This window comes from Wolbachia endosymbiont of Oryzaephilus surinamensis (genome assembly GCF_025617515.1).
Lineage (GTDB): Bacteria > Pseudomonadota > Alphaproteobacteria > Rickettsiales > Anaplasmataceae > Wolbachia.
In genome coordinates, this window is the sequence record NZ_CP092526.1 from 1,650,727 (window position 1) to 1,675,786 (window position 25,060).

Sequence of the window (25,060 nt, forward strand, 5' to 3'; positions counted from 1 at the left end):
GACATATTTCAAATGTTAACTACTTACGAAATTATAGCTGAGCAGTGCTAAAAAGGAGAAAAAAAGGTGAGAATTACGCAAGCAGAGTGGGCAAGGGAAAAAGGGTTTTCGAGGCAATATGTCTGTTCTTTAGTAAAAAAAGGAATAGTTGAGCTGGAAGATGGACTTATTGACCGAGAACAAGCAAATGAAGCGGTAGCAGCAATAAGAGATCCAAGTCAACCACTTAGGAGAAAAGAGCGCGGAGAAAAACTTTCAACGATATTGCTAAAAACGCGAATAAAAAATGAAACGGAGCGTGGTAAACTTTTGGAAGCTAAAGTGAAAGCTGAAGTAGGCAAATTTGTGTCAATTGAAGAGGTAAAAACTGAAGCATTTAATGTAGCAAGAGTTGTCCGTAATAATTTGCTTAATATTCCGAATAGGGTTTCAGCGCTGCTTGCATCACTGAGTGACACTGAAAAGATTCATAAGACGCTCACTGAAGAGATTACAAACTCATTACAAGAATTATCTAATACTAAATTTCAAATATAAAAAAGATTTTGAATATAAAATGACTGATAACTTAAGTTTAGAGTTAATAAAGTGTCTCATCAATCAACCTGGATTAGATGTTAATGTTAGAGGATTAAATGGAAAGACACCACTACATTGCGCTATAGAGTTTGATGAATTAAGCATGGTAGATCTGCTACTCACGAAAAAGAATATTAATCCTTTTGTAGAAGATAGTGAAGGTAAAACATCTCTTGATTACGCAAAAGAAGGGAAAAAAGCAGAAATATTACAAGCGCTAATTAATAACAAATACGGATCAGAACAAGATAGTTTACTTCACTTAGCTGCAATGATAGGTGAAATTAATGCCGTTAGATATTTAATAAGAAAGGGTATTGACGTTAATGTACGAAATGCTTTGCATCATACGCCATTACATCTAGCAGCAGGGATAGGACATGCAGAAGTTGTAAAGATTTTGATAAGAGAAGGAAAAGCTGAAATAGATGTCTTTGATGCACGAAATCAGACACCGATGCACTATGCAGTTAATAACAAAAAGTTAGAGATAGTAAAGTTACTGCTAAAGCTTGGAGCAGATGTAAATAGCGCGCGTATGGGACAAAACTCAATGAAATTGTCACCTGTGCATATAGCTGTAAGTAATACTAATTACGATGAAAGAGACTTATGTCTTGATATCCTCAAATCCTTAATAAAGGAGCCTAATGCTCAAGTCAATTTGCAGGACTACGAAAATAAAACACCACTACATTATGCTGAAAGACTGAAAACAATAGAAGTTTTACTAACGCGAGAAGATATAGACCCTCTGGTAAAAGACGATAGCGGCAAGACACCATTTGATTACGCTAAACCTGAGATAAAGAAGGCTTTGATGAGTAATAAATACGGTTCTGAAAAGAATAGTCTACTACATTTAGCTGCACAAAGAGGAGAAATTGAGATTGTAGATGCAATTTTAAAAGAAGAAATCAATATTGATATTGTAAATAATAAAGGTCTATCACCGATTTACCTTGCTGCAGAGAAAGGGCATTTACATGTAGTAAAATTACTACTGAAAAAAGGAGCAAATTATACACCTGTTTTGCACTTAGCAATCAAATCAAATAATTTGGAGTTACTTAAAGTTTTATTTACTGAAAAAAATGGGGCACTGCTCTGCAGAGATACCATTGTTAATTTTCCAACCCTTCATAATAAATATACAGCACAGAGAGAAATAGCAGATAAAAGGACGAAAAAACATAATAATATTATCTGCATCTATACTACAGTCAGCGCAATAGCAATAGCAGTATATATAGGATTGATAACAACAACAATAAGCAGTGCGATCATTTTTGCAACAATAACAGGAGTATTTGCGCTTGTTATAGCAATAATGATAAGTGAGATGAGCAAAAGATATATAGAAAACGAATTTCAGAAAAAGATGTTTATGGAATTGGAAGAGTGTAGTTCTACTGTTAATGATGTTGAGATAGAACCAGTTGTGAGTAGATGCAGGCAATGATATACGCAACATCTTTTTCTGAAGGTTTAAAACCAGATCCAGAGCTTAAAGTATCAGAGTGGGCGAATGAGTATCGAGTTCTAGCAGCAACTGCAGCATCAGAGCCAGGTAAATGGAGAACGGAAAGAACTCCTTATTTAAGAGAAATCATGGATTCACTTTCTCCGTCCTCACCAGCAGAAAAAGTAGTATTCATGAAAGGAGCGCAGATTGGGGGAACAGAAGCTGGTAACAATTGGATTGGCTATATTATCGATCAAACGCCAGGACCAATGCTAGTAGTACAGCCAACAGTTGAAATGGGAAAACGTTGGTCAAAGGGAAGATTTGCACCACTGATTGAAAGTACACCATGTTTAAAAAGTAAAGTAAAAGACCCAAGGTCAAGAGACTCAGGCAATACTGTACAAAGTAAGGAATTTCCAGGTGGAATAGTAGTAATAACTGGAGCAAATAGCAGTGTAGGACTTAGATCTATGCCAGTAAAGTATCTCTTTCTTGATGAGATTGATGCGTATCCAGGAGATTCAGGAGGAGAAGGAGATCCAGTACTGCTTAGTATTGCTCGAACTAATACATTTGCACGGCGAAAGATTTTTTTAGTGTCAACACCAACAATTCATGGAATAAGCAGAATTGAGAAAGAATTTGAAGCAACAGATAAGAGATATTTTTTTGTACCATGTCCGCATTGTAATTACTATCAAGTTCTAAAATGGGCACAAATTAAATGGGAAAATAACGATTCGAGAACAGCACATTATATCTGCACTGAATGTAGCGGCAAAATAGAAAATCATCAAAAGACAGAGATGCTTGAGCGTGGAGAATGGAGGCCTACTAATCCAATGAAAGGTGAGAAAAAAGGATTTCATCTTTCAAGTCTTTATAGTCCAGTTGGCTGGTATAGTTGGCAACAAGCAGTGGAGGATTTTCTTCATGCAAAGGAAAGTGAACAATTACTAAAAGTATGGATAAATACCACTTTAGGAGAAACTTGGGTAGATAAAGGAGAAGTACCAGACTGGAAGCAATTATTTAACAGGAGAGAATTTTTTCAGATTGGCACAGTACCAAAAGGCGAAGTGATCCTCACAGCAGGAGTAGATGTCCAAAAAGATCGTCTAGAGGTGGAAGTTGTAGCATGGGGAAAAAGCCGTGAAAATTGGTCAATAGACTATCGAGTATTTGAAGGAGATACAGGAGGTGGAGAAGTATGGGGAAAGCTTTCAGAGTTACTCAATCATCATTTTATCGGTGAAAATGGGCTTGAATATATGATAAGCATGATGGCAGTAGATGCTGGATATGCAACGCAAGAAGTATACAACTGGGTAAGAGGTCATCAAGGATCTGGAAGAGTAATGGCAGTCAAAGGTGTAAATAAAGCTCTAGTACCACTTAGCAGTCCAAGCAGAGTAGATATAACAGTTGGTGGTCAAAAGCTGAAAAGAGGAATAAAGCTTTGGCCAGTAGGAGTATCGATATTAAAGTCAGAACTTTTTCAATTACTTAATGTTTTAAAAGAAGAAGAGAAAGTGCCAGCAGGGTATTGTCATTTTCCCGAGTATGCACCTGAGTATTTTAAGCAGCTAACGGCAGAGCAATTAGTCAGCAAGGTAGTAAAAGGATACACTAAACAAGAGTGGCAAAAGGTAAGAGAAAGAAATGAAGTACTAGATTGCCGGATTTATGCCAGAGCTGCATCTATTGCGCTTGGAATTGATCGTTGGCCAGAGAGTAAATGGAATAGTCTGAGTGGAAAAATGGAAAGTAAAAAGCCTAAAAAAGTAAGACAGAGTAAGTGGTTGAAAAATGTATAACGAAGAGTATTTGTTTCAAGTTGAACAAGCAATAAAGAAGCTGCAAAACGGAGAGCGAGTAGTATCAATTGCATATGGTGACCATGTGGTGAGATATGCTGAAGTCCAGATAAATGACTTGCTGAATCTACGGCAACGTATTAAGGCTGAATTGAAAATTGTAGGTGTGAAACCTAAAAGAAAGATTGTTTTTTCAACAAATAAAGGAATTTTATAAATGCTACTAAAAACCTTCAAACAATTATTCTACAAGCCAAAAATCAAAAATTCAGCCTGGGATGCATCAGGCTCAGGGAGAAGGATAATGTATTGGCAAGGAGAAACAGGAAGCATAAATAATTTACTTTCTCAGAGCCTTGAGCACTTACGTAGCCGTTCTCGGGATATGGTGAGAAAAAACCCATATGCAGCAAATATCATTGATACAATAGTAAGTAACTCTATTGGAACAGGAATAAAACCGCAATCAAAAGCAAGGGATGGAGAATTTCGAAAGAAAGTACAAGAATTATGGCTGAAATGGACAGATGAAGCAGACAGTAATGGGATAAGTGATTTTTACGGATTACAAACTCTAGTATGCAGAAGTATGATAGAGGGAGGAGAATGTTTTGTACGGCTGAGATACGAAGATGGTCTTTGTGTACCTCTGCAATTACAAGTACTTGAATCAGAGCATTTAGACAATAAGAGCAATCAAACCCTTGCCAACGGTAATGTAATTAGAAACGGGATTGAGTTCAATAGGCTTGGGCAGAGAGAAGCGTATTACCTATTTAGAGAACATCCAGGTGAAGGCTCATTTGGAGAGTCAGTGAGAGTGCCAGCAAATGATGTTTTACATATTTATAGACCACTAAGACCTGGTCAGATCCGAGGAGAGCCATGGCTTTCTAATATACTGCTAAAGCTCTATGAGCTTGATCAATACGACGATGCAGAGCTAGTAAGAAAGAAAACAGCAGCGATGTTTGCAGGGTTTATTACGAGACTTGATCCTGAAGCAAATATCATGGGAGAAGGTGAAAGTAATGAGCAAGGAATAGCACTATCTGGCCTAGAACCTGGAACAATGCAGCTTTTAGACCCGGGAGAAGATATAAAATTTTCAGAGCCGTCAGATGTAGGAGGAAGTTATGAAGCGTTTATGAGACAGCAACTCAGGGCAATAGCAATAGGCACAGGGATAACATATGAACAGCTAACAGGAGATTTAACAGGCGTTAATTATTCATCCATTCGAGCAGGATTAATAGAGTTTCGCAGGAGGTGCACGATGTTACAGCATAACATTATGGTATTTCAGTTTTGCCGTCCTGTATGGGATAGGTGGTTAGAGTTAGCACTACTTTCTGGAGAGCTAGACATAGGTGAAGAATGGACAAAGGGAAAAGAAGGAGCAAAAAAAGAAGTAAAATGGATACCACAGGGATTTGATTGGGTCGATCCGCTAAAAGATCAGCAAGCACAGCAAATGGCAGTAAGAAATGGATTTAAGAGTCGATCAGAAGTAGTATCAGAAATGGGTTACGATGTAGAAGAAATTGATCAGGAAATTGCTGAAGATCAAAGACGTGCAAGTGAACTGGGCTTAAGTTTTGATTCTGACGTTACGGCCAATCAAGAGGTGATATGAAACAACAATGGCTAAACAGATGTGTAATGGTAGAACCAAGGAGTTTTGAATTACTGTCACTACAAACAGGAAAGCAGCCTATCTTTAAAAAGATAAAACATGCAGTAAGAAATAGTGAAAGAGGAATAATACCGATACATGGCATTTTAACTAAAAAACCTGGTGCATTTGATGAAATGCTCGGAATGACATCATATGAGCAAATAGAAGAACAAATTACACAAGCATTAGCAGATAGTAGCATAGAGACAATTATACTGGAAATAGATAGCCCCGGAGGAGAGGTAAACGGTATATTTGACCTAGCTGACTTTATTTATGAATCAAGAGGAAAAAAGAGGATAATAGCGATAGCAAATGATGATGCATATTCTGCAGCGTACGCTATAGCCTCTAGCGCTGAAAAGATTTTTCTCACCCGCACTTCAGGAGTTGGGAGTATAGGAGTAATAGCAAGTCATATAGATCAAAGTGGATTTGATGAAAAATGTGGAATAAAATATACCACAGTGTTTGCAGGAAGTAGAAAAAATGATTTAAATCCACATGAGCCAATAACTTCTGAGAGTTTAGAAAATCTAAAAAGCGAAGTGAATCGTTTATATGAAATGCTGGTTGAGCTAATAGCACGGAATAGAAACCTTTCTGTAGAGGCAATAAAATCAACAGAAGCAGGGCTATATTTTGGCGAGAAAGCAGTAGAAATAGGTCTTGCAGATGGAATTACAATTCTTTCAGAGTTTAAATCTATTAATAAAAACAGGAGTATTACTATGAACAAACAAACTACAACTGACCTAGAAACTGATAATTTAACTAAGTATCGTACTGAAGTTCTTGAATTAATACGTTTATGTAACTTATCACGAATGCCAGAGAAAATAGGAGAATTTATTGAGCAGGGGGTAAGTGTTGAGCAAGCAAGGGAGGTTTTAATGGAATTACTTGCAGAGCGAACGAAAAAGACAGAGATACTGAGTGCAATACCACAGAATTCAGGAGAAGAGTTGATGATGCAGGTAGCGAAAAGTCGTAGGCATTTAAAATATATAACAAAAGGAGAAAAGCAAAATGAGTAGTATAACAGAACAAAATAATCTAGGTGATTTATTAAAGTATGAGGCATCAAGCCTGTATTCAAGAGATCAAATAACGGTAGCCAAAGGACAAAATCTTAAACTGGGTACAGTTGTTGGTTGTGATAAAGATAACATGATTAAGATAATAAATCCAACTGCCACAGATGGTACACAAACAGCAATAGGTGTAATAATAAGTGATGTGAACGCAGGAGAAAATACTAAAGGAGTAATTATTACTCGAATAGCAATACTAGCAGATCATGCAGTTGTATGGCCAGCAAATATCACTGAAGAGCAGAAAGCTGCAGCAATAAAGCAACTTGAAGCACGAGGGATCATTGTCCGCAAGGGAGTGTAACTTAAATTAATAAGGGGGAGAAAAAAATGCAAAATCCATTTACAAATACAGCATTTAGCATGACGGCACTAACTAATGCGATAAATATATTGCCGATAAATTATGGACGAGTTGAAAATTTAAATTTATTTCCAAGTAGGTCAGTAAGATTTAGACATATTACGATAGAAGAACACAACGGAGTGTTAAGTTTACTACCGACGCAAGTACCAGGAGCACCAGCAACAGTAGGAAAAAGAGGAAAAAGAAAGGTAAGAACATTTACGATTCCGCACATTCCGCATGATGATGTAGTGCTGCCAGAAGAAGTACAAGGAATAAGAGCTTTTGGATCAGAGAGTGAACTTAAAGCGCTGGCAGATGTAATAACCGATCATTTACAGCTAATGAGAAACAAACACGCAATAACGTTAGAGCATTTGCGAATGGGAGCGCTGAAAGGGATTATTCTGGACGCAGATGGCAGTGAATTATTAAATCTGTACAACGAATTTGAAATTACGCCAAAAGTAGTAAATTTTGCACTAGGAACAGCAACAACAGATGTAAAACGTAAGTGTATGGAGGTATTGAGGCACATAGAAGATAACCTAAGTGGTGAATATATGACTGGAATTCATGCCTTGGTAAGCCCTGAGTTTTTTGATGCATTAACTTCGCATAGTAAAGTAAAAGAAGCATATGAAAGATGGCAAGAAGGTGCAGCGCTAAGGAATGATATGAGGTCAGGATTTACGTTTTGTGGTATAACGTTTGAGGAATATAGAGGACAAGCAACTGATCCTGAAGGAACCGTGAGAAGATTTATTGAGAAAGATACAGGGCATTGTTTTCCACTAGGAACAGCAAGCACATTTACAACATATTTTGCACCAGCAGATTTTAACGAGACAGTAAATACTCTTGGGCAGCCACTATATGCAAAACAAGAGCCAAGAAGATTTGATAGAGGGACTGATTTGCATACGCAGTCAAACCCTCTGCCAATGTGCCACCGTCCAGCAATACTAGTCAAGATCGTTGCAACATAGGTAGAGCAAATATAAAGCGGTGTGAGGCAGAAGAATGCTTTACCTCTTCTTAGCATATAAATGTTAGTATATAGCGGAGAAATGTGCAAGAGAATATTAAGAGATTATTTAAAGATTGTTTTGCCCATTTAGGAGAAGTGGCTTGTTATAAATCAAAGGATAAGTCATATATGGTACAGGTATTAAAGCAACAGCCAGATAAATTATACGAGATTGGTGAAGGACAATTTGTGGGAGAGATGCTTTTTCTTGAGGTAAATGTTTTTGATATACTGAGGCCAATGGTGGGAGATATTTTTGTTATTGATGGCCGTAAATATAAAGTATATTCTCCACCACTGCGAGATAATTCAGGAATAGTATGGAATATAAAATGTACAGTACTTGGAGAGAATGATGTTTAACATTGAGGTTAATGAAAATATTGAGAGAATTATTCACAACATTGATGCTAACAAAGCCAAAATAGAATTGGCAGCGGTAAGAGCGCTAAACAAAACGGCATTATGGTTAAAATCTCAGGCTGTCCGAGAAATCAGTGAAGAAAAGCAAATTAGGCTAAAAGTAATTAGAAAAAGACTAAGAATTATCAAGGCAAGGAAAAGCACTTTGAAGGTTTTAATTAGAGCATATCTGTATGATGTGAGAATGAGAAATATAAAACAAGCAAAAATAAGAACATCATTTAATGATGCATTTATGGCAACGATGCCAAGAGGCTATCGTGGTATTTTTAAACGTGAAGGAAAAACAGCACTGCCAATACAGGAAGTTAAACTACCACTTGAACCTGAGGCTTCAAGGATAATAGAAAATCTTGTTAATTATGAAGTTGAAAGGATATTTGAAAAATATTTTACACATGAGTTATTTTATGACGGCATTTTGGACTAATTTACATGAGGTAATCTGTAATACGCTAAAGGCAGAGATACCAGCAATTCAAACTTGTGAGGTTTATCCAGCAATAAGGAAAGAGTTAGCAACTCCAGCGGTATTTATAGAATTGTCAAGTCTAGAGCAAGGAAAAGATCCAGGAACAGAGGAGCTAGCGCTGAGAGCAAAATTTGAGGCACGAATAGTGATCGATAGCACAATAGAAAATGCCCCTATTATTGTCAGATCATTAGCTGCTGAGGTTGCCAGAGTAGTAAATAAAAATACTTGGAACGTGAAAAATGTTTCACCAGGAGAATTTATATCAGGAGGAGGAGATGATTTTAGGCCAGAGCTCGATGCATATTTAGTGTGGATGGTAGACTGGGCGCACGAATTGCATGTAGGGCGATCGATTTGGGAAGTGAGTAAAATAAAACCTCATTTAATCGATGTGAATGTTGGAAAGTAATTTTGCAATTTCAGAATTGCGGAGGAAATTGGCCAACATTGTCCGTATAGGCATTGTCGAAAAAATAGATTATGAAAAAGCTAAAGTAAAAGTTAAAATAGGTGAACTTGTAACAGATTTTCTTCCATGGATAACAAATAGAGCTGAAAGTTGGTCACCACCAAATATTGATGAACAGGTAATAGTATTATCACCATTGGGAGAATTGTCTTTGGGGGTGGTGTTACCGGCAATATATCAGGAAAAATACCCTCCTCCAGAGAATAAAAAGGAAGTAAATAGTGTAAAATTTCAAGATGGGACAAGATTTACATATGATAAAGAGAAACATCATTTAGAGATTGAAGTAGTAGACAAGATAACACTGAATGTTGGGGAATCAAGTGTAGAGATAACAAAGAGCGAAATAAAACTAAAAGCAAAAAGAGTAAATCTAAATTAGGGAAAGGAATGAATAAATCAGTTATACGCCTAGGAGATCACTGTGAAGGAGCGTTGCTGCATTTTTGTATAAGTGGAAGCAGAGATGTATTTATAAACGGAAGACCTGTCTGTAGGCAAGGAGATAATTTTAGTGAAGGAAAAGTAATGACACAAGGGTCGAAAGCAGTGTTTGTAAATGGCAAAGCCATTGCTCGTACTGGTGACCTAATTTCCTGTGGAGCAATAGCAGAAGAAGGGAGTGATAACGTTTTTGCAGGGTAAATAATATGCGTGGTATGAGTTCTGAAACTGGTAAAACAATAAGTGGTATAGAGCATTTAAAACAATCAATAGTTGATATTTTAACTACGCCAGTTGGCACTCGTGTTATGCGCCGAGATTACGGATCAAGGTTATTTGAGCTGATTGATCATCCAATTGTACCTGGTTTTGCACAAGAACTTTATGCAGCAGTTGCAGAAGCATTAGAAAAGTGGGAGCGCCGATTTAAGCTTAAACGTGTACAAATAACAGAAATAAAAGAAGGTAAAGTAACTCTCATTTTAGAAGGAATCTATTTGCCAAATGGAAAGCTGATCCGCCTTGATGGTATTATAGTATAAGGTAATAGGATGAAAACACCAAATATTGTCGAAACATTAAAATTTGAGGAAATCCTTTCGCGAATGAAAGAAGAGTTAATGCGTCGAGATGCAAGTTTTTCTGCGCTAACTGAGAGTGATCCAGCAATAAAGATACTGGAAGTAGCAGCCTGGCGTGAACTTTTGCTTAGGCAAAGGATTAATGATGCAGCACAGGCAAATTTACTTGCTTTTGCAAGAGGTAATGACCTTGATCACTTGGCTGAATTTTATGGTGTGCTGAGAAAAGAGTCAGAGAATGATGAATCCTTAAGAAAGCGGGTAAAAGCCAAAATTGTTGGTTGGTCAACAGCAGGGAGTAAAGAGCATTATCGTTATCATGCATTATCTGTTGACACAAGAGTAAAAGATGCGCAAGTGGTATCACCTATACCAGGAAGTGTACAGATTTCAATACTTTCTACAGAAAATGGTGGAGTACCTTCAGAAGAATTGCTAGAGATCGTCAGAAATCACGTTATTCGCGATGATATTCGTGTATTAACAGATACGCTTACAGTTATTGGCTGTGGTATTATTCCCATTACTATTCATGCTAAAGTGCATATTTATTCTACTGCATCAAAAGATGTTATCGAAGCTGCAAAAGAACAATTTGTCAAAGATCTTGAATCTGCTAAAGGGTTAGGATGGAATATTACCAAATCATGGATTATTGCTCATCTTTTTACAGAAGGTATACAGAATATAGAGCTTACAGAGCCCATAGAAGATATCATTGTGCAAAATAATGAATGTGTTACTTTACGCGATTTACAAATTGAGTTAATAGGTAAAGACTGGTGATACTTCCTCCAAATGCATTAAAGCAAGAGCAAATACTTGCTGGTATAATTAATTATTCTCTCGATGTAAATTCTCTACGGGGATTTAAGTTTAATTCTAAGACAGAAATATTACCATGGTTGATAGCAGAGTATGGTTTGGGAGAAATTTTATCATGGCTACCAGAGCATAAAAAATCTACCAAGATAAAGTTTGAGCGTTTAAACGATAAATCGCTCAAAAGTGCGTTAGAAAAATTGGTATATTATAGTTTAGAGCAAGATCCTAAGAAAGTTATTCAAAACGGAATAAAATTTCAACATCTGCGTGGTACACCACAGTCACTGAAGATGGCACTTAGGTGGGCAAACATTGATAATATTACCATTCAAGAAGAATCGCCAGGGAAGCATTTTGCTGAATTTCAAATTGGCATCTCTGATGTTCCTAATGATTTTTTTGTCGATAGTGTAATTGCTTTGGCAAAACTTTCTGCACCGGCAAGATCTCGATTAATGCGAATATTCAATGACTATTACAATGCTCAGCGATTTATATTAGATGAAAGTATTTTTGGAGATCTTCTTTCAGACTACTCAGGTGTAAAAATAGCAAAAGAAGGACCAGTGTTATCGTTTGGAAGAAAAAATTCATTTGAACTGAAAATAGGAAATCCAAGATTTAAATTTGGCACTTTTAGATCACATTATGATAGAAGCTACAGTAATGATTTATATAGGTTAGATGTTGCAATATTAGGAGAAACAGAGCCTCATACGAAGAATTACAACGGTACATATGAAAGAAATCATGAGTGGTACAACTTAGAAGCACTATATCCTCTACCACAGAGTTTATTGCCAGAAATTAAGTTTGCTAAAGCATTGATAGTATTGTCAGATAGTTGGAATTTAGGGGATATAAATGCTTGTTTTGCATCAACTACTTATGAAGAAATAGAGCATACATTTCACTTAAGTGAAGATAAACTTTCTGAGCAGATTTGGAATTTTCAACGTACACCAATTTTAGAGCGATTTAGTATAACTTATTACTATGAAGCGAAGAATTTTACTGATCAAAGAATAATAGAGTTTAATCTAGCGGAATATCATGTTGATTGTAAAAATGATTCAGATTCAAAACAGAAAGATCCCATTCATGGGCTAGAAAATTACGTAGCAGCATTCTATCCAGGTATGGTTACTTGGCATGAACATCGCCACTTAAATCGCCCTTGGAAAGATTTTGATCCTATTATTGCAAAAAAATTGGACGTTTTTTCTACGGATCTTGTATATACATAATATCAACTGCACAAATCAACTATGTCAGTACTCACACAATCAGGCAGAGCAGCTATTGCTGCGAGCATAAAAGAGCAACCGATACATCTTGCTTGGGGATCTGGAGATTCTACCTGGGAAAGCAGCTACAAAGTTGAAAAAACTTTTGCAGCAGGCGGCAAAATAGCCCTAGATCACCACCCCGTCAAAGATGTGAAGGTTACTACAGGACAGATAATTTATCAGCCAAGTATTGATTATACAGTTGATAGCAGCACTGGTGTTATTAAGCGCACAGAAAACAGCTCCATTGCAGAGGTGACCATAGAGTATACTCAAGATACACCACAGGAACTCATTACTTCTGCAACATTAATTAAGGAAGTTGGACGTCGTGTTGTTGATGAGATACTCTTCTGCACAGGTGATGAAAACGGCGAACTTGTAACTCCTTCTGGAAGGTTTAGGCCCTCAAATGTACCAACCAATAACTTGTACCTTAAATTTACTTTCGATTTCACGGACGCAGCAAATCAAGTAATCAGAGAGCTTGGGGTTATGGTTGGTACTAAGGTAAAAGAGAAAGTACCGCCTGGACAGAAGTATTTTGAACCAAAAGATATAGAAGACCCGGGAATTTTGTTAGTTTTAGAACACACGGTACCACTTATCAGAACCGCAGCAACCCGCGAAACTTTTTCATTTGTCGTTACATTTTAGCAAAAGGGAAAAAAGATGACCTTGAATAACTATTATAATCGCTCTGACAAAGAATACGAAAAAAGCTTGTTTCTTGCAGGAAGAGGTCTACAGTCTGCAGAACTAAATGAGACTCAGGAGTATGCTCTTTCAAAGCTTAAAGGCATAGGCGATGCAATATTTCGTGATGGTGATGTTATAACAGGAAGCAATTGTATTATAGATAGAGAAACTGGTAAAGTTACACTTGAAGGAGGAAAAATCTATCTGCGTGGTGCAGTTAGAAAAGTCGAAAAAGAAGAGTTTGTTATTCCACTGAGTACCACAGTGCGTATAGGTGTTTATTACGTAGAATCTACCATTACAGAGCTTGAGGATGAAAACCTTCGTGATCCTGCTGTTGGTACACGTAACTATCAAGAAGTAGGGGCTGCAAGGCTTAAAGTTTCCACCACTTGGAGTTATCAAGCTGAGGGTATGACTACTAATGCTTCAGGAGAATTTTATCCAATTTATAACATTGAAAATGGAGTATTGATAGAACATTCACCGCCACCACAAGCAAATATAGTAACTACTGCTCTTGCTCGTTATGACAAAGAAGCAAATGGTTCCTATGTCGTAAATGGTCTTGAAGTAATGTTCCTGCAAAAGGAAGAGGGAGAAGGAGGAAAAAAAATATTTGTGATTAATGAGGGCAAAGCTCATGTTGATGGTTATGAAATTGAGTTACCTCATAGTATTCGTGTTTCTTTTGATCAAGATCCGAATATAAAATCAGTTGAATCAGAACCACATACTTTTCAGCCAAATAGCCAAAGAGTAATGGAACTGAAGGTTAATGATTTTCCAATAAGTGAAATCAAAAAAGTAGACATAACTGTTCAAAAAACTATTACTGTTACTCATAGTTCATATTCAGGAGCTGTTGATCCGATACCTGACTCTGCAGTACTTGAGATTATTCAAATAAAGCAAGGAAATGTTATTTATGAAAGCAGTATAGACTATAAGTTAAATGCAGGAAACGTTGATTGGTCATTACCAGGTAAAGAACCAGCACCTGGAAGTAGTTACCTGATAACCTACCGCTGCCGCACTCATGTAATTCCTGAAGATATAAGTGAAGAGGGGTGTAAAGTAAAAGGAGCAGTTGATAACAGTCTGGTTTTGATTGATTACACCTGGAAAATGCCACGCTTTGATTTAATTACTATCGATAGCAAAGGGGTGGTAAGGAGAATAAAAGGTATAGCTCACCCTTGGCGACCATCGATGCCTAAAGCTCCCTCTGGACAGCTCTTACTCTGCTACATTCATCAGACGTGGAAAAAAGGCGAAGGGGTAAAAATAGTGAATAATGCTATTCATGCTGTACCGATGAATGAGCTTGAAGCAATGAAAAAAGGAATAAATGATCTTTATGCGCTGGTTGCAGAGGAACGTCTACGCAATGATGCAAATTCAAGAGAACCTACCACCAAAAAAGGAGTATTTGTTGATTCATTCTTTGATGATGATATGCGCGATCAAGGAATTTCGCAGTCTGCAGCAATAGTAAATAAGGAACTAATTTTACCAATAGATGTAACGATTGCTGATATTGATGAGGGGGAGAAAACTTATTTATTGCCATATAAACTTGAGCCGGTACTGGAGCAGCTTTTACAGACTAAAGGAGAAAAGATTAATCCGTATCAAGCTTTTGATCCAGTCCCGGCGCAAATTACTCTAAATAAAAACATTGACCACTGGACAGAGGTTACCACGAATTGGAAAAGTCCAGTAACAAGAGTATTTAATGTTAAAGAAACGACAGAGCTGCTGTCAAGTACTTCATACGAAACTGAATTTATGAGAGAAGCAATACAGAATTTTGAAATTGAAGGTTTTGAGCCAAATGAGAAGCTTAAAGAGATAAAATTTGACGGAATAAACATTCAACCTATAACTTAAAACTGGAAAACCAAATGTTAACAGCTAACAATCAGGGAAAATTAAAGGGAAAGGTGAAAGTACCAGCAAATATTCCAGCCGGTACTAAATTAGTGCAATTTTACGGGGATAAAGGAAGTTATGGAGAAGCAACTTATACTGGTAAAAAAACTATTATCATAGAGGAAAGAAGAAGAGTTATCGCAGCAAGAAGAGTTGATCCTTTAGCACAAACATTTACTTTAAATGAGAGCAGACACATAGGGGGTCTAGATTTATGGTTCACAAATAGCGGCAAAAAACGTGTTGTTGTGCAGATTAGAGAAACAGCAGTGGGAATGCCCTCGCAGACTGTCATTGCTGAAAGTTGTATTGAGCCAAAAAATATAAAGATAGATGGCACAGCAACACGTATAGAGTGGTCACCAGTGTTTTGCCATGCAGGAGAGGAGTATGCAATAGTACTGCTTACTGATGATCCTGGTACTGCAGTAAAGATAGCAGAACTTGGCAAATATGATGCAGTAAATAGCCGCTGGGTAACGAGTCAGCCATATCAAGTAGGAGTATTACTGTCATCAAGCAATGCAAGCACCTGGACATCACATCAAAATTTAGATTTAACGTTTCGACTACTAGCTGCAAAATTTAGCGAAAATTCTCACGTTGTTGATCTGGGCAAAGTTACAGCAAACAATGTATCAGATTTAATAGTTTTGACGAATGTGGAAAAAGTAGGCTTTGATACGAATGTAGAATTTATCTTAACAGATGAGGAGGGCAAAGAAAACTTTTTATCTGATAATTTGCCGCTCGCACTGCGTGAAAGATTATCTGGAGAGCTAACGGTAAAAGCAAGCCTAAAAGGAGGGCAAGAAAAAAGTCCTGTTCTCTATCCTGGGTTACAGCTAGTTCTGGGAAATATAGGGGAAGAAGGAGATTATGTCACGAGGAGCATTACCGCAGGAGCTAACACTAAAATTACCATAACGTATGATGCGCTAATACCTGGCACTGCAGATGTAAAAGCATATGTGCAAAAAAATGTGGATTGGCAATTAGTAAATTTAACATCAGGAAAACCAATTGGAGAAAATTGGGTAGAGAGAACTCATGTGCTGACAAACTTTAATGGCAATGAGACAAGGATAAAATTAGTTTTAAGTGGAACGGTTGTTTATCGTCCTAAAGTCAAAAATCTACGAATCATTATCACTTAGCAGAATGTCAGATGATAAAACAAGCAGAGGGTATCCACTACCTCATCCAGAAAATATTGCAGTGGAAGATGTAGTACGTATTCGAAGAGCTATAGAAAAAATAGATGAAGATATTACCGAAAGAGAAGATAAACATAATCAACTTAAAAGTAATTTTGAGCGGTTTAACTTTGAAACTTTTTTAAATTTTTGGGAATGAAGGAAGCAATAGAAGCATTACACCAAAGAATAAAGGATTTAGCAGCAAATAGCACACCTGATCAACTGGCATATCTTGCAAAATCCCTGGAATTGATAATAGATAAAAAAGCAATTTCCAATATTGTGCAAATGGCAAAAATAAAAGAAATAATTGATGCGCTACAAACAAGACTTAAGGATTTAGCAGCAAACAGCACTCCAGATCAACTAGCATATCTTGCTAAAGCATTGGAATCAATAATCGACAAAAGTGCAGTTTCTGAAATTGTACAGATGACAGATGGTAAGCTAAAAGAACTTCTTGATAGTACAAGAAAACACTTAAGTGATCTGGATACTAAAAAAACTAGCTCTTTAGCAGCGATCTCTGAATCAGAGAAACAATTATTAAAGAAAATAGATGAGAAAGGCACAACAAATTTATCACTACTTGATACGAGAAAGAATGTCAATATTGCAGCAATAAATAGTATTAGCAACAGTCATAAAGATGGTCTTAAAGGTTTAGTAGAAGATTTTCGTGCTGTTAATAATGTACCACCTGGCTCATCAATTATAGGAGAAATAGAAACTCGAATAGAAAACATCTCTAATGAGGTAAAAACTAGAGATGATCAATTAAGAACATCTATTACAAATGATGTAAAGACTCGAGATGATCAATTAAAAGTGTCGCTTACAAACGAAATAAGAAAGCGCAATATGGTTGAACCAGGGTCATTACCTTTCTTATTTGGTGTACTGGGTAGAAAAAATAATTACTTTGGCCACGGAACTTTTACAACAGAGCTTGGAAAGTGGAGCAGTGATATAACAAAAACAGACTATATGCTGCAGCTACTAGCAGGTAGCCATACATACGATACAGATTACGTTAGTTTTTATCGGCCAAGACAACTCTATTTTATAGAGGGAAATAAAGGAACATTTATTTACGGAGAGTTATGCACAAACAGTTTTTCTGGTAGTTATGATGAGATATACTATTACCCATATGCTGCACTTGGAGTAGTGTTTGTAAAAAATACAACAAATGTGAACATAAATAAAACAATAGAATTTGTTGGATCATCATACTCGAGTACGGAGTATGGGGGTGCAGGATTATTTGTGGGAACGCCAGATAATACCGATAAATCAAGAATTTCGAAAATAGTATGGAAAAATGTTTACCAATATATGAGCTCTGATAGCAAATTAGCTCTTACTATTACCCACAAATATAAATGGACATAAAAATAAAGTATTACAACATTAAAGTTTGCAAACATTGAGGGTAAAAAATGGCAAACAGGAATAATGAATGGGCTGAAAATGAATTTGGAGATGCTGTACTTGGAGATAAAAGGTTAACTGACCGATTAGTAAATATTGCTGATAGTTTTACAAGTTTACCTGAAAGCTCAATCAATCAGGCGTGTGGAAGTTGGTCAGAAGCAAAAGCAGCATATCGTTTTTTTCAAAATGAGAACGTGAAAGAAGGCGATATTCTAGCTTCACACGTTGCTAAAACAGTTGAAAGAACAAAAGCCCATAAAAAAATTTTTGTGATCCAAGATACAAGTTATATTTCATACACAGACCATGAAAAAACAAGTGGATTGGGAGTTATTACAAGAAAACATAGTCAAGGTATTATAATGCATACAGCTCTAGCTGTTAGTATAGAAGGTTTGGTACTAGGGATACTAGATCAAAAAATTTATTCAAGACCTGAAGAATCTGAAAACATAAAAAAAAAGAACAATGACAGTATCCGCATTGAAGATAAAGAGAGTATAAAATGGTTAGAAACTTTAAGCAACACAAACAACATTATTGATTCAACTCAAACTGAGACTATAACTATATGCGATAGAGAAGCAGATATATATGAGTTTTTTGAGCTTGCATATAATCTTAATTCGGCAGTGTTAGTTAGAGCTTCCAAAGATAGGGCAGTAAATAGAAAATCTCGATATCCTGAAAAAGGTGAGCAGAAGTTATGGGAATTTATTAAATCCTCTCATTGTGCAGGTACGGTAAAAGTTGAAGTTCCTGCAAAAGATAATAAGCCAAAAAGAACAGCACATTTGGAAGTTAGATTCGGAAAGTTTATTATGCATCCATCTAAGAATAGTATTAGGCATAAGACAGAAGAATTACTTAAATTACCACACTATGCAGTTTACGTTGTTGAAAAAGACTTTCCTTCTGAAACAAATCCGCTAGAGTGGATGCTTTTAACAAATCTTCCAGTCAATACCTTTGATGAAGCTGTTGAAAAAGTTAGGTGGTATTGTCTTAGATGGAAAATAGAAATATTACATAAAATTTTAAAATCTGGTCTCAAAGTTGAAGAATGTAGGCTTGGAACAGCAGAAAGGTTGATGCGATATTTAACAGTAATGAGTATTATTGCTTGGAGAATTTTCTTTATTACAACAATTGCAAGAACTGATCCAACATTACCGTGTACTACCTTATTAGCCGAAGAAGAATGGAAAGTTCTATATGTAAAAATACATAGAAAACCATGTTCAAATGCAACTCCTACTATAAAAGAAGCTGTTTCATGGATTGCTCAACTTGGAGGACATTTGGCTAGAAAAAATGATCTAGAACCAGGCCCCATTACTATTTGGAAAGGATGGAGACGTCTCTTTGATCTAGCAGAAGGATGGCGACTTGCTCACGAACTTTATATTTGTGGGTAATAGTAAGAAATTAGCTGGATCTGGAAATGTGGAGATTCCAGCAGGAAAAACAGTTGCAATATTACTTTACACATCATCTTATTTATATTCCAGAACAAAAGTTAGTGAAGGTGTGCTCTCAGGTAATGTATATACCTATGGTCAATTTATTCAGTGGGGAATTTATAACATACGTAGCAATTTTCTCACCACAGGACTTGAGGTGGACGTAGAGAGAACGCTAAGAGCTTGGCAATGTCCAGGGTTATCTAGCACACGTGAGATTTGGCAGTAAATCAAATAGGGAGGGAGAAAAACTGTGAGCATTTACATACGTTTTGAAAACCACAAACAAGTAGAAACAACAACACTTGAAAGCAAGCCAACAGGGAATGATTGGTACGAAGCGCCAAAGAATTTTGATTGGCAAAAAAGTTATTGTTTAACAGAAGGAGGAGAAATTGCTCAGCGTACTAAAGAAGATATACAAAAGGAGTTACTGGATAATGCGAAGCTTTGTGCATTTGATAGTATGCGTTTCTATTATGATAATCATACTCACCAATACGCAGGTCATTCTCACCAAAAAGCTAAATCTTATGAGATTCAAGCGAAAGCCGCAAAAAGCATTCTAGCAGCACCGGAATCTATAGATGAAAAAGATGCAGAAATTATAGAGCCATTAGCAAAAGTCCGCGGTATTACAGTTATTGAAATGGCAAGAATAATTGAGGAAAAAGTGAAAAAAGCAGTAAAAGCGATAGTGAAATGCGAGGAGTTGGAAGACATGGCGAAGAGGAAAATTGAAGAAGCTAAAAGTGAAGTAGAGCTACAGGCTTTGCTCAATGATTTTAAACAAAAGATGCAAAGAAATGGCTGAAGAATTTTTACATGGTGTAAATGTTATTGAGGTAACCTCAGGGTCAAGAACAGTACGTACAGCTAAATCATCAGTGATAGGTGTAATTGGTACCGCACCTGAAGCAGATGGGCAAAAATTTCCACTCAATAGTCCAGTACTAATAGCAGGAAGCTTAAAGGAAGCAGCAAAGCTTGGAAAGAGCGGCAGTTTACCTTCTGCAGTAAATGGAATATTTTCCCAAATTGGTGCAACAGTTATAGTAATTAGAGTTGAGGAAAGTAAAAATATTGATCTAAAGTTAAAAGAAGAAGAAACAACTGCAAATATCATTGGTGGAGTTGATAAAGAGACTGGAGAGTATCAAGGGATTCAAGCATTCCTCAGCAGTGAAAGTATAGTTCATGTTGCCCCAAGAATATTAATTGCACCTCAGTTTACTCACCAACTACCAGAAGATGGCAAAAATCCAGTGGTTGCAGCATTAATTCCTATAGCAGAAAAGCTGAGAAGCATAATAGTAGCAGATGGACCAAATACCAATGATGAAGAAGCAATAAAATGGAGAAAAAGTGTGGGCAGCTCAAGAGTTTACGTAGTTGATCCTTGGGTTAAGGTATTTATTGAAGGAAAAGAAGAAATTTTGCCTCCAAGTTCATTTGTAGCTGGTTTAATAGTGAAAGTAGATAGCGAGCAAGGATTTTGGCACTCACCTTCAAATAAAGAGATAAATGGTATTATTGGAACAAGCAGGCCTATTGATTTTACGCTCGGTAATACAAATTGTAGAGCAAACCACTTAAATGAAAATGAAGTAACAACTATAATTCATCAAAATGGCTATAGGCTTTGGGGAAATAGGACATGTTCAAACGATGCGAAATGGGCTTTTCTATCAGTGAGGCGTACTGCAGATTTAATTAACGATAGTTTACTTCGAGCTCATCTATGGGCAGTTGATCGAAATATTACCAAAACTTACATAGATGATGTGATTGAGGGGGTAAATTCTTATCTTGCAAATCTGAAAGCTCAGGGAGCTATTATCAGCGGAAAATGTTATGCAACTCCAGAGCTCAATACAACGGCAAATATTGCAAGTGGAAAAGTATACTTTGACTTTGAGTTTACACCACCATATCCAGCTGAACAGATTACTTTCCGTTCGCATCTCGTAAGTGGCGCAATATTGTAAAAAGGAGAAAGAGAGATGTTACCAAAGATCCTAAAGAATTTTAACGTATTTGTTGATGGTCGAGGTTATGCAGGGAAAATAGATGAAATTACGCTACCAAAGCTTACCATAAAAACAGAAGAATACAGAGCTGGTGGTATGGATATTCCAATAAATATTGACATCTTACTATTACCCACAAATATAAAGTTCGTGAGCAAGTCGCCATCCTTCTGCTAGATCAAAGAGACGTCTCCATCCTTTCCAAATAGTAATGGGGCCTGGTTCTAGATCATTTTTTCTAGCCAAATGTCCTCCAAGTTGAGCAATCCATGAAACAGCTTCTTTTATAGTAGGAGTTGCATTTGAACATGGTTTTCTATGTATTTTTACATATAGAACTTTCCATTCTTCTTCGGCTAATAAGGTAGTACACGGTAATGTTGGATCAGTTCTTGCAATTGTTGTAATAAAGAAAATTCTCCAAGCAATAATACTCATTACTGTTAAATATCGCATCAACCTTTCTGCTGTTCCAAGCCTACATTCTTCAACTTTGAGACCAGATTTTAAAATTTTATGTAATATTTCTATTTTCCATCTAAGACAATACCACCTAACTTTTTCAACAGCTTCATCAAAGGTATTGACTGGAAGATTTGTTAAAAGCATCCACTCTAGCGGATTTGTTTCAGAAGGAAAGTCTTTTTCAACAACGTAAACTGCATAGTGTGGTAATTTAAGTAATTCTTCTGTCTTATGCCTAATACTATTCTTAGATGGATGCATAATAAACTTTCCGAATCTAACTTCCAAATGTGCTGTTCTTTTTGGCTTATTATCTTTTGCAGGAACTTCAACTTTTACCGTACCTGCACAATGAGAGGATTTAATAAATTCCCATAACTTCTGCTCACCTTTTTCAGGATATCGAGATTTTCTATTTACTGCCCTATCTTTGGAAGCTCTAACTAACACTGCCGAATTAAGATTATATGCAAGCTCAAAAAACTCATATATATCTGCTTCTCTATCGCATATGGTTATAGTCTCAGTTTGAGTTGAATCAATAATGTTGTTTGTGTTGCTTAAAGTTTCTAACCATTTTATACTCTCTTTATCTTCAATGCGGATACTGTCATTGTTCTTTTTTTTTATGTTTTCAGATTCTTCAGGTCTTGAATAAATTTTTTGATCTAGTATCCCTAGTACCAAACCTTCTATACTAACAGCTAGAGCTGTATGCATTATAATACCTTGACTATGTTTTCTTGTAATAACTCCCAATCCACTTGTTTTTTCATGGTCTGTGTATGAAATATAACTTGTATCTTGGATCACAAAAATTTTTTTATGGGCTTTTGTTCTTTCAACTGTTTTAGCAACGTGTGAAGCTAGAATATCGCCTTCTTTCACGTTCTCATTTTGAAAAAAACGATATGCTGCTTTTGCTTCTGACCAACTTCCACACGCCTGATTGATTGAGCTTTCAGGTAAACTTGTAAAACTATCAGCAATATTTACTAATCGGTCAGTTAACCTTTTATCTCCAAGTACAGCATCTCCAAATTCATTTTCAGCCCATTCATTATTCCTGTTTGCCATTTTTTACCCTCAATGTTTGCAAACTTTAATGTTGTAATACTTTATTTTTATGTCCATTTATATTTGTGGGTAATAGTAAGTATTGACATGGGAATGGAGAAACTTGAAGCAGAGCTCACTTTTGCTGAATATGACTCTGAGCTCTTTAGACTTTTCGGATTGATAAACAATAATGCTGTTTATCTTACTTTAAGAGGAGGTTTGCAGGGAAGTAGTGATACAGAATCAGTAGTGATTAACTTAAGAGGGCTCTTTAAAGAACTTGATTTTGGTAGCTGGAAACCTGCTGAAAAAGCAACACTAAAATGCACTGTAGCTGCCAACTATTATAAGCTCACTATTGATGGCAAAGAATTGATTGAAATTGATGCAGAAAACATGATTCGCAAGATCGATGGTGTTGATCAAATGGCTTCTATGCGCACAGCCTTAGGAATTTGAGTAAGAAGGTAAAGTAATGCAAAAAATTAAATTAACTGAACCAATAAAAATCGATGGGATTTTAGTTTCAGAGTTAACTCTACGCCGTCCAAAAGTGCGAGATCGTTTAGCTGTTGAACGTATGAGTAATAACGATGCAGAGAAGGAAGTAGCACTGATTGCAAATCTTGCAAGTATTTCAAGAGAAGCAGTAGAAGAACTTGATTTGGCAGACTACAGTAAGATTCAAGAAGTGTTACAAGGTTTTTTGTCTCAGCAGAAGAATTGAGGCTGAGCGTATTATCGCTTAGCTCAATGGTTGGTGGTGGAATCAATCAGTGGCTTGATATGGATATTGAAGAATTTATTACGTGGTTTGAAAGTAGCGGAAAATTATACAAATGAAGGCAATTTCTATAGTAATTGGAGCAACACTGCAAAGCAGTTTTAATAGTACGATAGCAGGTAGCACGAAGCAACTTTCTCGTATTGGTAGTACGATAAAACAACTTGAATCATCAAGTAAATCAGTATCCAAGTTTAAACAATTAAGCCACGATGCTCTGCTTGCTAGGCGTTCTTGGAATGAACTGGAAATAAAAACAAAATCTCTGGCTAAACAGATAAAAAATGTAGAAGCACCAAGTAAGAGCCTGCAAAACGAGTTTACAAGATCTAAAACTGCAGCACTGAAAGCTAAAACAGCTTATTTACAAAAAAGAAGTGCTCTCCACCATTTACGCACGGAGTTCAGTAAAAGTGGTAGAGATATAAAATCTCTTATTGGAGATCAAGTTAAACTTGGCTCTTCTATTGAAAAGCTTAAAAATAACTATACAGCTTTAAATTCCGTAATGCAAAAACGTAAAGGAGTTTTAGCACAAAGAGCAAATTTCAAAGCTCAAATGATGGATGCTGTGGCACTTGGCCTCACCCTTGCAGCACCACTTAAGGCTGCAATTAGTTTTGAGAGTGCCATGGCTGATGTAAAGAAAGTTGTAAAGTTTGAAGATACAGATGTAAATGGCTTGACAAAACTTGGTGAAACATTAAAGGGGATGTCACGAACAATTCCGCTATCTGCAGCAGAACTTGCGCAAATTACTGCAAGTGGTGGTCAGCTCGGTATTGCAGCTAAAGATCTTACGGTTTTTACAGACACTGTAGCTAAAATGGCAACTGCATTTGATATGTCAGCAGAAGAGGCAGGAGATGCTATTGCTAAACTTTCTAACATTTATCAAATTAAAATTGGTGAAATGGCAAATATTGGTGATGCGATAAACCATATCTCTGATAACACTGCCGCAAAAGCTAAAGACATTGTTCCTGCATTAAACAGAATCGGTGGTACAGCAAGGCAATTTGGTTTAACTGCAGTGGAAGCAGGGGCTTTAGCAAGTAGCTTTATTAGCCTTGGTAAAACTCCTGAAAAAGCAGGTACGGCAATTAATGCGATGCTCAGCAAGTTGCAAACAGCAAGTAAGCAAGGTGGCAATTTTCAAAAAGCTTTTCAGCAGCTAAAAATAAATGCTAAGGAATTTGAAAAAGCAATTGGCAAGAATGCACAAGGCACATTAGTTAAGTTTTTAGAAACAATTGCAAAACTAGGTAAGCAAGAACGTTCTAGCGTTCTTTTTGATCTCTTTGGTCTTGAATATCAAGACGATATAGCACTACTCATTGGTAGTCTTGACGAGTACAAAAAATCTTTACGATTAATAAACGGGGAATATAAGGGCTCAATGCAAAGGGAGTTTGAAAATAGAGCAAATACTACAGCAAACAACATACTGTAATTGCGATTGAATGATGGA

27 protein-coding genes and 3 pseudogenes are annotated in these 25,060 nt (G+C 36.5%); 29 read left to right on the forward strand and 1 reads right to left on the reverse strand.

Annotated features, from left to right (window positions below):
- Positions 1-66 precede the first annotated feature (66 nt).
- The 26 genes and pseudogenes from MJ631_RS07655 to MJ631_RS07780 all read left to right on the forward strand — a co-directional run.
- Positions 67-537, forward strand: coding sequence for a hypothetical protein (locus MJ631_RS07655; protein ID WP_262986330.1), 471 nt, complete (start codon positions 67-69; stop codon positions 535-537).
- 19 nt (positions 538-556) lie between these two features.
- Positions 557-2,041 (forward strand): ankyrin repeat domain-containing protein, encoded by a 1,485-nt coding sequence (locus MJ631_RS07660; RefSeq protein WP_262986331.1) that lies wholly within the window; start codon positions 557-559, stop codon positions 2,039-2,041.
- Entirely contained in the window at positions 2,038-3,864 is a 1,827-nt protein-coding gene (locus tag MJ631_RS07665) for a phage terminase large subunit family protein (protein ID WP_262986332.1), read from the forward strand. Before MJ631_RS07660 ends, MJ631_RS07665 begins: the two co-directional genes overlap by 4 nt.
- The gene (locus MJ631_RS07670; protein ID WP_065094324.1) at positions 3,857-4,081 is read left to right on the forward strand and encodes a gpW family head-tail joining protein; all 225 of its coding nucleotides are present in this window, start codon (positions 3,857-3,859) and stop codon (positions 4,079-4,081) included. Before MJ631_RS07665 ends, MJ631_RS07670 begins: the two co-directional genes overlap by 8 nt.
- Positions 4,082-5,500, forward strand: a complete 1,419-nt coding sequence (locus MJ631_RS07675; protein WP_262986333.1) for a phage portal protein — start codon at positions 4,082-4,084, stop codon at positions 5,498-5,500.
- Positions 5,497-6,579: a S49 family peptidase gene (locus MJ631_RS07680; protein ID WP_262986334.1), complete on the forward strand. Its 1,083-nt coding sequence runs from the start codon at positions 5,497-5,499 to the stop codon at positions 6,577-6,579. The genes MJ631_RS07675 and MJ631_RS07680 overlap by 4 nt, the downstream gene beginning before the upstream one ends.
- On the forward strand, positions 6,572-6,940 hold the full coding sequence (locus tag MJ631_RS07685; protein ID WP_262986335.1) for a head decoration protein: 369 nt from the start codon (positions 6,572-6,574) through the stop codon (positions 6,938-6,940). The genes MJ631_RS07680 and MJ631_RS07685 overlap by 8 nt, the downstream gene beginning before the upstream one ends.
- A 26-nt stretch (positions 6,941-6,966) precedes the next feature.
- On the forward strand, positions 6,967-7,971 hold the full coding sequence (locus MJ631_RS07690; RefSeq protein WP_262986336.1) for a major capsid protein: 1,005 nt from the start codon (positions 6,967-6,969) through the stop codon (positions 7,969-7,971).
- Positions 7,972-8,054: 83 nt separating this feature from the next.
- Positions 8,055-8,375 carry a head-tail joining protein gene (locus MJ631_RS07695; RefSeq protein ID WP_262986337.1) on the forward strand — a complete coding sequence of 107 codons (321 nt, stop codon included), beginning with the start codon at positions 8,055-8,057 and terminating at the stop codon, positions 8,373-8,375.
- Positions 8,368-8,865 carry a phage tail protein gene (locus MJ631_RS07700; RefSeq protein WP_262986338.1) on the forward strand — a complete coding sequence of 166 codons (498 nt, stop codon included), beginning with the start codon at positions 8,368-8,370 and terminating at the stop codon, positions 8,863-8,865. The genes MJ631_RS07695 and MJ631_RS07700 overlap by 8 nt, the downstream gene beginning before the upstream one ends.
- On the forward strand, positions 8,846-9,319 hold the full coding sequence (locus MJ631_RS07705; protein ID WP_262986339.1) for a hypothetical protein: 474 nt from the start codon (positions 8,846-8,848) through the stop codon (positions 9,317-9,319). Before MJ631_RS07700 ends, MJ631_RS07705 begins: the two co-directional genes overlap by 20 nt.
- Positions 9,306-9,761, forward strand: coding sequence for a phage baseplate assembly protein V (locus MJ631_RS07710; protein ID WP_065094332.1), 456 nt, complete (start codon positions 9,306-9,308; stop codon positions 9,759-9,761). The genes MJ631_RS07705 and MJ631_RS07710 overlap by 14 nt, the downstream gene beginning before the upstream one ends.
- A gap of 8 nt (positions 9,762-9,769) precedes the next feature.
- Complete coding sequence (locus MJ631_RS07715; protein ID WP_065094333.1) at positions 9,770-10,024, forward strand: PAAR domain-containing protein; 255 nt, start codon at positions 9,770-9,772, stop codon at positions 10,022-10,024.
- 5 nt (positions 10,025-10,029) lie between these two features.
- The gene (locus tag MJ631_RS07720) at positions 10,030-10,365 is read left to right on the forward strand and encodes a GPW/gp25 family protein (RefSeq protein WP_065094334.1); all 336 of its coding nucleotides are present in this window, start codon (positions 10,030-10,032) and stop codon (positions 10,363-10,365) included.
- A 9-nt stretch (positions 10,366-10,374) separates the two neighbouring features.
- Entirely contained in the window at positions 10,375-11,190 is an 816-nt protein-coding gene (locus MJ631_RS07725) for a baseplate assembly protein (protein ID WP_262986340.1), read from the forward strand.
- Complete coding sequence (locus MJ631_RS07730) at positions 11,187-12,476, forward strand: hypothetical protein (RefSeq protein WP_262986341.1); 1,290 nt, start codon at positions 11,187-11,189, stop codon at positions 12,474-12,476. Before MJ631_RS07725 ends, MJ631_RS07730 begins: the two co-directional genes overlap by 4 nt.
- 21 nt (positions 12,477-12,497) lie before the next feature.
- Entirely contained in the window at positions 12,498-13,175 is a 678-nt protein-coding gene (locus MJ631_RS07735; RefSeq protein WP_262986342.1) for a hypothetical protein, read from the forward strand.
- Between the two features lie 15 nt (positions 13,176-13,190).
- Positions 13,191-15,110 (forward strand): DUF4815 domain-containing protein, encoded by a 1,920-nt coding sequence (locus tag MJ631_RS07740; protein ID WP_262986343.1) that lies wholly within the window; start codon positions 13,191-13,193, stop codon positions 15,108-15,110.
- A gap of 14 nt (positions 15,111-15,124) precedes the next feature.
- Positions 15,125-16,309 (forward strand): hypothetical protein, encoded by a 1,185-nt coding sequence (locus MJ631_RS07745; protein WP_262986344.1) that lies wholly within the window; start codon positions 15,125-15,127, stop codon positions 16,307-16,309.
- A 4-nt stretch (positions 16,310-16,313) separates the two neighbouring features.
- Complete coding sequence (locus MJ631_RS07750) at positions 16,314-16,508, forward strand: hypothetical protein (RefSeq protein ID WP_262986345.1); 195 nt, start codon at positions 16,314-16,316, stop codon at positions 16,506-16,508.
- The gene (locus MJ631_RS07755) at positions 16,505-17,746 is read left to right on the forward strand and encodes a hypothetical protein (protein WP_262986346.1); all 1,242 of its coding nucleotides are present in this window, start codon (positions 16,505-16,507) and stop codon (positions 17,744-17,746) included. Before MJ631_RS07750 ends, MJ631_RS07755 begins: the two co-directional genes overlap by 4 nt.
- A 47-nt stretch (positions 17,747-17,793) precedes the next feature.
- The gene (locus MJ631_RS07760; protein WP_214303148.1) at positions 17,794-19,206 is read left to right on the forward strand and encodes an IS4-like element ISWosp2 family transposase; all 1,413 of its coding nucleotides are present in this window, start codon (positions 17,794-17,796) and stop codon (positions 19,204-19,206) included.
- Between the two features lie 4 nt (positions 19,207-19,210).
- A pseudogene (locus tag MJ631_RS07765) lies at positions 19,211-19,480 on the forward strand (hypothetical protein); the annotation flags it as partial.
- A gap of 24 nt (positions 19,481-19,504) precedes the next feature.
- Entirely contained in the window at positions 19,505-20,065 is a 561-nt protein-coding gene (locus tag MJ631_RS07770; RefSeq protein ID WP_262986348.1) for a hypothetical protein, read from the forward strand.
- Positions 20,058-21,239 (forward strand): phage tail sheath subtilisin-like domain-containing protein, encoded by a 1,182-nt coding sequence (locus MJ631_RS07775; RefSeq protein ID WP_263858709.1) that lies wholly within the window; start codon positions 20,058-20,060, stop codon positions 21,237-21,239. Before MJ631_RS07770 ends, MJ631_RS07775 begins: the two co-directional genes overlap by 8 nt.
- 15 nt (positions 21,240-21,254) lie before the next feature.
- Positions 21,255-21,404, forward strand: a pseudogene (locus MJ631_RS07780) (phage major tail tube protein); the annotation flags it as partial.
- Between the two features lie 6 nt (positions 21,405-21,410).
- On the opposite strand, the gene MJ631_RS07785 reads toward MJ631_RS07780, so the two are convergent.
- Entirely contained in the window at positions 21,411-22,823 is a 1,413-nt protein-coding gene (locus tag MJ631_RS07785; protein WP_214303148.1) for an IS4-like element ISWosp2 family transposase, read from the reverse strand.
- A gap of 75 nt (positions 22,824-22,898) precedes the next feature.
- On the opposite strand from MJ631_RS07785, the pseudogene MJ631_RS07790 reads away from it, so the two are divergent.
- The 3 genes and pseudogenes from MJ631_RS07790 to MJ631_RS07800 all read left to right on the forward strand — a co-directional run.
- A pseudogene (locus MJ631_RS07790) lies at positions 22,899-23,264 on the forward strand (phage major tail tube protein); the annotation flags it as partial.
- A gap of 16 nt (positions 23,265-23,280) precedes the next feature.
- Entirely contained in the window at positions 23,281-23,532 is a 252-nt protein-coding gene (locus MJ631_RS07795) for a phage tail assembly protein (protein ID WP_262986352.1), read from the forward strand.
- Positions 23,533-23,644: 112 nt separating this feature from the next.
- Positions 23,645-25,042: a phage tail tape measure protein gene (locus MJ631_RS07800; RefSeq protein ID WP_262986353.1), complete on the forward strand. Its 1,398-nt coding sequence runs from the start codon at positions 23,645-23,647 to the stop codon at positions 25,040-25,042.
- The last annotated feature ends 18 nt before the right edge of the window (positions 25,043-25,060 follow it).